The sequence below is a fragment of the Burkholderia torrens genome (assembly GCF_984668525.1).
In genome coordinates, this window is sequence record NZ_OZ480212.1 from 1,037,045 (window position 1) to 1,048,832 (window position 11,788).

Annotated in this window: 10 protein-coding genes; 6 read left to right on the top strand and 4 right to left on the bottom strand. The window is 66.3% G+C overall.

All coding sequences use genetic code 11. From position 1 onward, the window contains the following. Nucleotides 1-7 precede the first annotated feature (7 nt). From AC5LXX_RS20985 to AC5LXX_RS20995, 3 genes are all read left to right on the top strand, one after another. Nucleotides 8-1,372: an MFS transporter gene (locus AC5LXX_RS20985; RefSeq protein ID WP_493412966.1), complete on the top strand. Its 1,365-nt coding sequence runs from the start codon at nt 8-10 to the stop codon at nt 1,370-1,372. An 85-nt stretch (nt 1,373-1,457) separates the two neighbouring features. Next, nucleotides 1,458-2,654, top strand: a complete 1,197-nt coding sequence (locus tag AC5LXX_RS20990) for an alpha/beta hydrolase (protein ID WP_493412967.1) — start codon at nt 1,458-1,460, stop codon at nt 2,652-2,654. Nucleotides 2,655-2,713: 59 nt separating this feature from the next. Next, entirely contained in the window at nt 2,714-3,025 is a 312-nt protein-coding gene (locus AC5LXX_RS20995) for a 3-phosphoglycerate dehydrogenase (protein ID WP_493412968.1), read from the top strand. A 40-nt stretch (nt 3,026-3,065) separates the two neighbouring features. Here AC5LXX_RS20995 and AC5LXX_RS21000 read toward each other — a convergent pair whose 3' ends face one another. The 4 genes from AC5LXX_RS21000 to AC5LXX_RS21015 form a co-directional block, all read right to left on the bottom strand. After that, entirely contained in the window at nt 3,066-4,205 is a 1,140-nt protein-coding gene (locus AC5LXX_RS21000) for a patatin-like phospholipase family protein (protein WP_493412969.1), read from the bottom strand. 164 nt (nt 4,206-4,369) lie between these two features. Beyond that, nucleotides 4,370-4,831: a cupin domain-containing protein gene (locus AC5LXX_RS21005; protein ID WP_493412970.1), complete on the bottom strand. Its 462-nt coding sequence runs from the start codon at nt 4,829-4,831 to the stop codon at nt 4,370-4,372. A 94-nt stretch (nt 4,832-4,925) separates the two neighbouring features. Then, complete coding sequence (locus tag AC5LXX_RS21010; protein ID WP_322081371.1) at nt 4,926-5,267, bottom strand: cupredoxin domain-containing protein; 342 nt, start codon at nt 5,265-5,267, stop codon at nt 4,926-4,928. 19 nt (nt 5,268-5,286) lie between these two features. Next, the gene (locus tag AC5LXX_RS21015; RefSeq protein WP_493412971.1) at nt 5,287-6,228 is read right to left on the bottom strand and encodes a metallophosphoesterase family protein; all 942 of its coding nucleotides are present in this window, start codon (nt 6,226-6,228) and stop codon (nt 5,287-5,289) included. Nucleotides 6,229-6,483: 255 nt separating this feature from the next. Between AC5LXX_RS21015 and AC5LXX_RS21020 the strand changes: the two genes are divergently transcribed. The 3 genes from AC5LXX_RS21020 to AC5LXX_RS21030 all read left to right on the top strand — a co-directional run bounded on the left by AC5LXX_RS21020 (nt 6,484) and on the right by AC5LXX_RS21030 (nt 11,266). Then, nucleotides 6,484-8,073 carry an inorganic phosphate transporter gene (locus AC5LXX_RS21020; protein ID WP_493412972.1) on the top strand — a complete coding sequence of 530 codons (1,590 nt, stop codon included), beginning with the start codon at nt 6,484-6,486 and terminating at the stop codon, nt 8,071-8,073. Between the two features lie 80 nt (nt 8,074-8,153). Continuing rightward, a complete protein-coding gene (locus tag AC5LXX_RS21025) occupies nt 8,154-9,908 on the top strand; it encodes an ABC transporter permease (RefSeq protein ID WP_493412973.1) in 1,755 nt (584 codons plus the stop codon). An 11-nt stretch (nt 9,909-9,919) separates the two neighbouring features. Further along, nucleotides 9,920-11,266 carry an ABC transporter ATP-binding protein gene (locus tag AC5LXX_RS21030; RefSeq protein ID WP_493412974.1) on the top strand — a complete coding sequence of 449 codons (1,347 nt, stop codon included), beginning with the start codon at nt 9,920-9,922 and terminating at the stop codon, nt 11,264-11,266. The last annotated feature ends 522 nt before the right edge of the window (nt 11,267-11,788 follow it).

Here is an 11,788-nt window from a genome sequence, read left to right on the forward strand (position 1 = left end):
CCACACGATGCCGCGCCACGTGAACCATCTCCGCTGGAAGATCGTCGCGTTGCTGGTCGCGCCGCTGACCTTCGTGATGACGCTCGATCGCGCGGCGATGGCCGTGGCCGCACCGACGATCCAGGGCGAACTCGGCCTGTCGATCGTCGAGATGTCGATGATCCTGACGATCTACTTCTGGGCCTATGCGATCGGCCAGATTCCGGCCGGGCGCGCGGCCGAACGCTTCGGATCGCGCCGCGTGCTGTTCGGCACGAGCACGCTGTGGTCGCTGATGATGATCGTCACGCCGCTCGGCGGTTCGTTCGCCTGGCTGTTCGGCTGCCGGCTGGTGCTCGGCGGCGCGCAGTCGGCCGACTGGTCGAGCAGCGTCGTCGCGCTCAAGCGCTGGTTTCCGGCCGGCGAGCGCGCGAAAGGCAACGCGGTGCTGCTCGCGGGGCTGTATCTGGGCCCGATCGTGTCGGCGCCGCTCACGGCCTGGACGATCGTCCATTTCGGCTGGCATGCCGTCTTCTACGGATTCGGCGCGCTCGGCTTGCTGCTCGGTGCGATCTGGTGGTTCGGCTACCGCGATGCGCCGGCGTCGCATCCGCTCATCACGCGGGCCGAGGCGGACTACATCGCGGCCGGCCAGCCGCCCGGCCACGCGGCCGCGTCGGGTTCGCTCGTGCGTTGCCTGCGGTTGGGGCGCTTCTGGATCTTCGGCATCCAGTATTTCCTGCTCGTGCTGATCCAGAGCTTCTACACGACGTGGCTGCCGACTTACCTGATGCGCGCACGCGGGCTGTCGTTGAAGGCGATGGGGATATACGCGTCGCTGCCGTGGGTTGCCGTGTTCGTGGCGGTATTCGTCGCGGGCGCCGTCAGCGACCGGCTGCTGAGGAAAACGGGCTCGATCTACTGGGCGCGCACGCCGGTCGCGATCGCGGGATTCGTCGTGAGCGCGCTGGCACTGGTCGCCGCGTCGCACGCGGACGCGATCGCCGCGGTCATCGCGCTGCTGTGCCTGTCGTTTGCGGCCGTCGGGTTCGTGCAGGTCGTCGTATGGTCGGCCGCGCAGGATCTCGGGCGGCCGTTCGCCGGCGTGATGTCGGGCTGGACCAACGTGTGGGGCGCACTGTCGAACGTCGCGGGGCCGATGGCGCTCGCGCTCGTCGTCAAGGTCACCGGCAGCTGGGGCAGCGGGATGGTCGTGATCGGCGCCGCGGCGGCCTGTGGCGCGGTGCTGTGGCTGTTCGTGCATCCCGAGCGCCCGTTGCTCGCCGTGGTGGCGGGCGGCGTGCCGCCGGCGGCCGGGGGCCGGAACGCGCGGCGCGGCGACGCGCGCCAAACCCGAGCCGACGCCGGGCAGGTTTCCGAGCCGGCCGACTGACCCGGGTTTCGCAACGGGCCGGCAGCGCGCGACGGATTCTGCGACCATCGCCGTTAAAACGATATCCGCCACTCGATCTGCCGCCATGTCCCTCATTTCCGTTGCCTTTGCAAGCATCCGGCGCTCACGCGTGCTGCCGGCCGCCCGATTCCTGTCGTTTGCGATTCCGCTCGCGGCGGCCATCGGCGTCCTGGGTGGCGCGCACCGGGTCGAAGCCGCGACGCCCACCCAGCGCGAACGTCTCGACGCGCCGGTGAAGGCCGTCGCCGACCAGCGTCTGGCCGTCGACACGCCGCAGGGCAGTGCGATGCTGCCCGTGTATGCCGACCATCCGGTCGACGAGGCGGCACCCGACGTCACGCGCGTGTTCATCGTGATTCACGGCACACTGCGCAATGCCGACGGTTACTACGCGTCGGGGCGCAAGGTCGTCGAGAAGGCCGGCGCGGCCGGCAACGGCACGATGGTCGTCGCGCCGCAGTTCCTGACACGTGCCGATACGCGTGCGTTCTCGTTGCCCGCCTCGACGCTCGCGTGGACCCAGGAAGGGTGGAAGGGCGGCGAACCCGCGCGCCAGCCGGGCCCGGTCAGCTCGTTTGCCGCGCTCGACGCGCTGCTCGCGCATTTCGCCGACCGCGGCCTGTACCCGTCACTGACGACGGTCGTCGTGATCGGCCACTCCGCCGGCGCGCAGCTGCTGCAGCGTTACGCAGTGGCCGGGCGCGAAGGCGACGCGCTCGCACGGGCCGGCGTCGCCGTGCGCTACGTGGTCGCGAATCCGTCGAGTTACCTGTACTTCGACGACGAACGTCCGAATGCCGACGCGATCGCGGGCGGCACCTGCCCGCGCGCGACGGAATGGAAATACGGGCTGAAGTCGGCGCCGCCTTACGTTGCGTCGCAGGACGTGCGCGAACTCGAAACACGCTACGTCGCGCGCCATGTCGTGTATCTGCTCGGGCAGGCCGACACGAACCCATACACACATTTCATCGACCGTTCGTGCGCGGCGATGGCGCAGGGCCCGTACCGGCTCGCGCGCGGGCTTGCCTACTTCGATTACCTGAAGAAGCGGCACCCGGACGATCTCGCGCAGCAGGTCGTCGAAGTACCGGGCGTCGGGCATGACGGTCTCGGCATGTTCACGTCTGCTTGCGGGCTGGCCGTGCTGTTCGGGCAGGCATTGCCGCAGTCGTGTCCGGTGGTGGCCGGCACCGCGGCGGACTCGCAGGCGTCCGACGAAAATCGATCGATCAGAAAAATGCAGGAATCGGCAAGATAAATTCATTTCCCCGCGCGGCGTTCGCAGTTCAGGATGACGGCGTTCCCAGGAGCGTCCCCATGAACATCACGATCCGCGACGATGACCTCAAGCCCGATGGGCAGCCGATCCACGTAGTGCCCCCGGACGTACCCGAGCGTGAAGCGGCATCGATCGAGCCGCTGATTCTCGACCTGCTCGAATGGATCGGGCCCGGCGCGCGGCCGTACGACGAGGTGATCGACGCGTGGCGCACGTCGTGCCCGCGCCTGCCGGTGTGGGAGGAGGCCTGCGCACGCGGCTACGTGGTCCGCCGTCATGCGCCGGGCGGCGTGGCCGAGGTCGAAGTGAGCGAGGCCGGCCGCGCGCATGTCCGGGCCGCGCGCGCCTGACCGGGCGGGGCAGTCGGCGCGCGGCGGTGCCTCCCGCGCGTCATGCCGTTTTTTCCGCGATCGGCGGGGCGTCCGGATCGAACACCGTCAAGCCTTCCGTCGGGTCCGTCGGCAGGTCCCACGGCCGGGCGGCGATGGCCCGTTTCGCCGCGTCGTAGCCGGCCTGTCGGCGGGCTGCGATGCCGGCCGGCGTGAAATCGATGTCCTTCAGCTGATTGTCGCCGTCGAGCCGCGGCGCGGCGAGCTTGATCAGGTGCATCGTGGTTTCGCATCCCCACGCAGCGAGCCGGCGCACGGACGGCGACGCGCGGTCGGCTTCCGGCACGTGCCGGACCAGTTCGCGGATCACGTGGCGCAGCCGGTGAATTTGCTGCTGGCGCGCGATGTGGCTGTCGGTGCGGCTCGCGTACTGGATGTCCTTTTGTCGTTCCGACACCTGCCAGATGCTCTCGGGCTCCGGGCCGGCCGGATTCCACATCTGCACCGAGAAGATGATCGAGCTGCGGCGCGGGTTGTCGTCGAGCACGACCTCGACCGGCGTATTCGAATACACGCCGCCGTCCCAGTACGGCGCGCCGTCGATCCGTATCGCCGGGAACGCGGGCGGCAGCGCGCCCGAGCTCATGATGTGCTCGATGCCGAGCCGCGTGTCGCGCGAATCGAAATAGCGCATCGTGCCCGTACATGCGTTGACCGCGCTGACGGTCAGGCGCGGCTCGCCCGCGTTCAGCAGGTCGGGATCGATCAGCGAAGCCAGCGTGTCGCGCAGCGGCGCGATCCGGTAGTACGACGCGCGATCGACGCCGAGGCGCGTCATCGGCCCGAGCCACGACGCCGGATTGGGCTGGAAGAAGCCTGTGATGCCGCCGCCGATGATCATCAGCTCGGCCAGCATCCGGTCCCAGCCGGGCACCAGCGGCGGGACGTCGAAACGGGTCCGCTCGGTTACGCGATGCCAGAACGCCGACAGTTTCTCGTAGCGCCGTTCCGGCGGATTCCCGGCGATCAGCGCCGCGTTGATCGCGCCGATCGAGGTGCCGACCACCCAGTCGGGCCGGATCCCCGCTTCATCCATCGCCTGGAATACACCGAGCTGGAACGCGCCCAGGGCGCCGCCGCCCTGGAGCACGAGCACGACTTGCCCGGGGAGGTCCATTCGTGCCGGCTGGCTCGCGGTCATGGCATGCCTCGCTGCGTGTGACGGTGGGTCGGAACCGAACAGTTCGATTCAGTTTAGGCGATCGGCGGCGCGGAACCGCCCGCTTGCACACTGGCGGCTTGCGCTGCTTGCCGCGCCGGTCGCTTCCGGCCCTTTGGTGCGGCGGGCCGGCCCGGCGACGGACGTCACGCGTCCGGGTAGGGCGTGCCGTCCTTGTGCAGGAACCGGCCGTCGCGACTCGGGCTCATCATGTCGATGTCGGGGCAGGTGATTACGTCGTCCGGCGAACGCGAGCCCACTTCGAGATAGACGGCGACTGCGTTCGACCGGTTGACGAGGTGATGGCCGTTGCCCGAGTTCTTCGGAAACGCCGCGCAGTCGCCCGCAAGCAGCACGGTTTCGCCATCGTCCTCGATCATCACGAGTTCGCCTTCGAGCACGTAGACGAATTCGTCCTCGTCGGAATGCCAGTGGCGCTGGGCCGACCAGCCGCCAGGCGGCACGCGCATCAGATTGACGCCGAAATCGCGCAGCCCGCCGGCGTCGCCGAGACGCTGGCGGATGCGCTGCGCGCACGGCGCGTCGAACGGCCGCGGATAGCCGCTGCCGCGGCGTTCGGGCACGGTGCTGAGGTCGATCCTGGGCATGGGCGGCTCCGTCTGCCACGCGGGCGAATGGGACGGCGATCATTGTAGGCCGCTGCCGTCCGCCGTCCGTCCGCGCGTTGCAGGGCGGGCCGCGTCATTCGACGGTGATCGTCTCCTTCATGTACGGGTGAATCCCGCAGAACACCTTGTAGACGCCCGGCTTGTCGAAGCGGAACGAGTACGTCTCGTCCTGGTCGAGCGCCTTCGAATGGAAGATGCCGGCGTCGTTGACGACGGTGTGCGGCTCCCCGTCGAGGTTCTTCCACGTGATCGTCGTGCCGGCCTTGATCGTGGTCGACATCGGCGAAAACATGAAATTGCGGATCGTCACGAGCGGGCCGTCCGGGCCCTGCGCGAACGCTGCGAGCGGCGTACCGGCGGCCGCCGCGCACAGGATCAGTGCCGCGCTGATTCGGGATGGCTTGAAGCGGATCATGTCGGTCTCCTCGTGTTGGTCAGGCGAGCGTCGCATCGTGCAGCGACGACGCGGCCGGATGGCCGGCGAATTCGACGGTCGTCACGCCGAGCATCGACGGCAGCCGGTCGTGCGGCACCGTGAGCGGCACGGGGCCCGGGCCGTTGCCGGCCGTCGGCTGCGGGAACGCGGTCGAGCGCGCGGTGTGGAACGTCACGTTGCCCTCGACCTTCGACACGATCTGGTGGATGTGCCCGTTCAGCACCGTGACCGAGCCGAAGCGGCGCAGCAGCGCCATCGTCTGCGGCGCGTCGCCGGTGCCCCAGCCCCACGGTTCGTAGATGGTCCACATCGGCATGTGCGAGAACACGACGATCGGCGTGCTCGACGAACGCCCCTTCAGATCCTGCGCGAGCCACGCGAGCTGCTCGTCGCCGAAGCTGCCGAGCCCGTTCGGCTTGAAATGCATCACGTTGACGAGGCCGATGAAATGCACGCCCGCGTGATCGAAGCTGTAATAGCCGCGGTTGTCCGATGCCTTGCCGAACCGGCCGAAATATTCGGCACCCGAACCGTCGGTGACGTCGTGCTCGCCGGGTACCGTGTGCAGTTCCGGCACGCGCAGCGCGGACAGCAGTTGCGACGCGTGGTCGAATTCCTCCGGCTTGGACAGGTGCGTGATGTCGCCCGTGTGGATGGCCAGCGCGGGCATTGCGGGCATCCCGTTGACGAGCTCGATCGTCTGCTTCAGCGTGGCCGACACGTCGGGATTCGCGTCCTTGTTGAAGCCGATGTGCGTGTCGCTGATCTGCACGAACAGCGGCTTGCCCGCATCGGCCGGGCGCGCGTCGCCGGTCTGCGCGAGCGCGAGGTCGAACGGCGTCAGGATGCCGCCGGACAGCGTAAACAGCGTGCCGAGGCCGCCGAAGGCCATGCATTGCAGGGCTTTGCGGCGCGACGGGCGGGTAGGGGTCGAAGACATGTGAGCCTCGCAATCGTATGACGAAACCGGACGGCCGGATCGTCCTGGAATAAGCCGGCGCCTTCGCATGCCATACCGGCGAAGCGGCAGATTTATTCCCGCGCGTGACAAGGTCGAGCACCCGTGTTTCCGGCTGATCGGGCGACGTGCGACGCCGCGAGGATGACCTGTCAATGTCCTGTAAGTGACACGTCACATTTGCGTCACGACCGATCGATAGCCTGCCACTCCGAGTCACCTATCCGGAGCCCCTTCATGCCGAATCTCGCGGCAACGGAAACCAGCGGTGCGGTCAGCCATCGCACGCGCACCATCAGCCTTGCGCTGTTCTTCCTGATCATTGCCTGCGGCATCGTCTATGTCGGTGTTCATCTCAGCGCCGATCTCAGTCCCGTCAAGGAAAGCTCGGCCCTCCCGTTCCTGCTGCTGATCGTCGCGCTGCTGATCGCGCTCGGCTTCGAGTTCGTGAACGGCTTTCACGACACCGCGAACGCGGTCGCGACCGTCATCTACACGCATTCGCTCGACCCGCATCTCGCGGTCGTCTGGTCGGGCCTCTGGAACCTGTTCGGCGTGCTCGTGTCGAGCGGCGCGGTCGCGTTCGGCATCCTGCAGTTGCTGCCGGTCGAGCTGATCCTGCAGGTCGGCAGCGGCTCGGGCTTCGCGATGGTGTTCGCGCTGCTGATCGCGGCCGTCACGTGGAACCTCGCGACCTGGTATTTCGGCCTGCCGTCGTCGAGCTCGCACACGCTCGTCGGCTCGATCATCGGCGTCGGCCTGATGAACCAGATCGTCAGCGGCCCGTCGGGCACGAGCGGCGTCGACTGGAACCAGGCGCTCGGCGTCGGCAAGGCGCTGCTGTTCTCGCCGCTGATCGGCTTCGTGCTATCCGCGCTCGTATTGCTGTTGCTGAAGGCGCTCGTGCGCGTGCCGGCGCTGTACCAGGAGCCGAAGGGCAACAAGCCGCCGCCGTTCTGGATTCGCCTGCTGCTGATCCTGACCTGCACGGGCGTGTCGTTCGCGCACGGCTCGAACGACGGTCAGAAGGGCATGGGCCTGATCATGCTGATCCTGATCGGCGTGATGCCGACCGCCTACGCGCTGAACAAGGCCGTGACGCCGGACCAGACCAGCACGTTCGTCGCAGTCGCGCGCCATGCATCGACGACGCTCGTCAAGTACGCGGACCCGGCCGTGCAGTCCGCCAATCCGCGTGCCGATGTCGAGGCGTACGTGCGCACGCACAAGCTGACGCCGGTGACGATTCCGGCGCTCGGCAAACTCACCGACACGATCGCCGACCAGGTCGCACAGGCAGGTGGCATTTCGAGCGTGCCGCAGAACCTCGTCGACAACGTGCGCAACAACATGTACGTCGCGTCCGAGGCGATTCGCCTGATGGAGAAGGCGAAGGCGCCGGCGTTCTCGATCGAGGACGCGAGCGCGCTCGAAGCGTTCAAGAAGCAGATGGACCGCGCGACGAAATTCATCCCGACGTGGGTGAAGGTCGCGGTCGCGATCGCGCTCGGCCTCGGCACGATGGTCGGCTGGAAGCGGATCGTCGTGACGGTCGGCGAGAAGATCGGCAAATCGCATCTCACCTACGGGCAGGGCGCGTCGGCCGAAGCCGTCGCGATGCTGACGATCGGGATGGCCGACGCGTACGGGCTGCCGGTGTCGACGACGCATGTGCTCGCGTCGGGCGTGGCCGGCACGATGACGGCGAGCGGCGCGGGCCTGCGCTGGGATACCGTGCGCAACCTCGTGCTCGCGTGGGTGCTGACGCTGCCCGCGTCGATCGCGCTGTCGGCCGTCCTGTACTGGGCGCTGCACGGGCTGTTCTGATTCGCGCCGGGGGCGCGACGCCCGGCCGCGCGACGCGCGGCCGGACCCATCGATTTTCAATTCGACACAAGACGCTACCGATGGATATCAGTTTCTTCGATCCGAATCGCACCGCCAACGCGTCCGCGTGGCGCGTGCTGCCCAACCGCTGGGACGTGGTCGCGTTTCCGCTGATCATCGGCATACTTGCGATGGCGATCGTCGGCTTCCACCAGACGATGGCGCCGATCGGCGTGCTGCAGACGCAGAAGATCTCGCTCGACCCGTCGAACCTGCCCGAATACGCGTTGCGCACCACGCTGCGGATGCTCGCCGCGATGGTCGCGTCGCTCTTCTTCACGCTTGTCTACGGCACGCTCGCCGCGAAAAGCCGCCGCGCGGGCATGGTCCTGATCCCGATCCTCGACATCCTGCAGTCGGTGCCGGTGCTCGGCTATATTTCGTTCACCGTCACGTTCTTCCTCGCGCTGTTTCCGGGCCGCGTGCTCGGTGCGGAGCTGGCCGCGATCTTCGCGATCTTCACGAGCCAGGCGTGGAACATGACGTTCAGCTTCTACCAGTCGCTGCGCACGGTGCCGCGCGACCTGAGCGAAGTGTCGCGCGGCTTCCACCTGACGCCGTGGCAACGCTTCTGGAAGCTCGAGGTGCCGTTCTCGATGCCGGGCCTGATCTGGAACATGATGATGTCGATGTCGGGCGGCTGGTTCTTCGTCGTCGCGTCCGAGGCGATCACCGTCGGCAACCAGACCATCACGCTGCCGGGCATCGGCGCGTATCTCGCGCAGGCGATCTCGGACAAGAACCTCGGCGCCGTCGGCTGGGTGATCGTCGCGATGTCGGTCGTGATCCTCGCCTATGACCAGTTCCTGTTCCGCCCGCTCGTCGCATGGGCCGACAAGTTCCGGATGGAGAACACCGCATCGGGCGATGCGCCGCAATCCTGGCTGCTCGACATGATGCGCCGCACGCACCTGATCCATCAGCTGCTCGTGCCGGCCGGCTGGCTGCTGTCGCAGGCCGCGCGGATTCCGTTGCGCCTGCCGTCGCTGAAGGGCACGCGCTCGCGCGGTGCGGCGGCGCGCCGTTCGTCGCGTATCGGCGACATCGTGTGGGGGGCGTTCGTGATCCTGCTGACGGCGTACGTCGTGTGGCGCGTCGTCAGCTTCGTGTCGACAGGCGTGACGATGGCCGAGGTCGGCCACGTGCTCGTGCTCGGGCTCATCACGCTGCTGCGCGTGCTGATACTGATCGCGATCGCATCGGTGATCTGGGTGCCGCTCGGCGTGCTGATCGGGCTGCGCCCGGCGCTGGCCGAGAAGATCCAGCCGCTCGCGCAGTTCCTCGCCGCGTTCCCGGCGAACCTGCTGTTCCCGGTGTTCGTGATCGTGATCGTCCACTTCCACCTGAACGCCGACATCTGGCTGTCGCCGCTGATCGTGCTCGGCACGCAGTGGTACATCCTGTTCAACGTGATCGCGGGCGCGATGTCCTATCCGAACGACTACAAGGAAGCGACGAAGAATTTCCGTATCCGCGGCTGGCAGTGGTGGCGGCAGGCGATCCTGCCCGGCATCTTCCCGTACTACGTGACCGGCGCGATCACCGCATCGGGCGGCGCCTGGAACGCGAGCATCGTGTCCGAGTTCGTGCAGTGGGGCGACACGAAGGTCGTCGCGCACGGCCTTGGCTCGTACATCGCGCAGACCACCGCCGCTGGCGATTTCCCGAAGATCATCCTGGGCATCGCCGTGATGTCCCTGTTCGTCACCCTGTTCAACCGTCTGCTGTGGCGTCCGATGTACGCCTACGCGGAATCCCGGCTCCGTCTCGATTGAGAGTAAGCGCGATGCAAAATTCGACCGTTATCAACGCCCCCGTCAAGACGTCCCAGCCGCTGCAGCCGCCGCGTCTCGGCGAGGAAATCCTGCGCGTCGAGCACGTGAACCGCGGCTTCAACAAGTCGCAGGGCGAACTGCTCGTGCTCGATGATGCGAACCTGTCGCTGCGCGAAGGCGAGATCGTCGGGCTGCTCGGCCGGTCCGGCTCGGGCAAGTCGACGCTGCTGCGCATCATCGCCGGCCTGATCGAGCCGACCGGCGGCGAAGTGACCTACCTCGGCAAGCCGCTGAGCGGCCCGGCCGAAGGCGTCGCGATGGTGTTCCAGACCTTCGCGCTGTTCCCGTGGCTCACCGTGCTGCAGAACGTGGAAGCCGGGCTGGAGGCGCTCGGCGTCGGCGCACGCGAGCGGCGCGAACGCGCGCTTGCGGCGATCGACCTGATCGGCCTCGACGGCTTCGAGAACGCGTACCCGCGCGAACTGTCGGGCGGCATGCGCCAGCGCGTGGGCTTTGCGCGCGCGCTCGTCGTCGACCCGACGATCCTGCTGATGGACGAGCCGTTCTCGGCGCTCGACGTGCTGACGGCTGAGACGCTGCGTACCGACCTGCTCGACCTGTGGACGCAGGGCCGCATGCCGATCAAGTCGGTGCTGATCGTCACGCACAACATCGAGGAAGCCGTGTTCATGTGCGACCGGATCCTCGTGCTGTCGTCGAACCCCGGCCGCGTGATCGCCGAGATCAAGGTGCCGTTCAAGCATCCGCGCAACCGGCTCGACACCGATTTCCGCAAGCTCGTCGACGACATCTACGCGAAGATGACCGCACGCCAGACCGGCGAGGCGACGAAGAAGGGGCTCGAGCTCGGCAGCTGGGTGCCGCGCGTGTCGACCAACCTGATGGCCGGCCTGATCGAGACGCTTGCGATGGCGCCGTACCACGGCCGCGCGGACATGCCGGAAATCGCGCGCACGCTGCATCTGGAGGTCGACGAACTGTTTCCGATCGCTGAAGTGCTGCAGTACCTAGGCTTCGCGGACGTGCGCGAAGGCGACGTGTTCCTGACGCCGCCCGCCCGCGTGTTCGCGGAATTCGGCACGCAGGAGCGCAAGCTGATGTTCGCGGACCATCTGCTGAAGCACGTGCCGCTGGCGGCCCGGATCAGGAAAGTGCTGAACGAGCGTCCGGGCCATCGTGCGCCGCGCGTGCGCTTCGAGCAGGAGCTCGAGGATTTCCTGTCCGACGAAGCGGCGGAAGAAACGCTCGATGCGGTGATCGACTGGGGGCGGTACGGGGAGGTCTTTTCGTACAACGACAAGACGGAAGTGTTCAGTCTGGAGGATGTCGAGTCGTAAATTCGGAAAGTAAATCAGTAGGGCGCGACATCCATCCATCACCGATGTCGCGCCGACGTTGGGCGTGACAATTTTCTACATTTCTAAATTCGGTTATTTATCAGATTGGTGGCTTGGTATCGTTCGACATATTGAGGATTTTTAGAGGTATTTGTTGGATATCATTATGTATAAAATATATTTGAATTTCGAGAGGATTGGTTTTCTATGATGTGGAACGTGGTTGCAATGTGATGACTGCGGATCCTCGTTGTAGCAGCAAGAAGGCCTATTTCACCATCCATTGATTGAATTTTAGCGGCGCTTTGAGGGCTCGGGGTTTGGGGTAATAAGAGATAAGAAAAAATAGAAATTTTATTCACGGTAAATCGAAATTTATAAAATCAAAAAAAGTGATTTCGATGATCCTGTAAAGATGCAGAATTGCCAGATCCGAGGCCACTGCGTGTTCATTTTCGCGAACACATGCTTCACTGGCGAGAGCGTTGTGGCACTGCGTCCTTGAATGCGTGAATGGGCGAA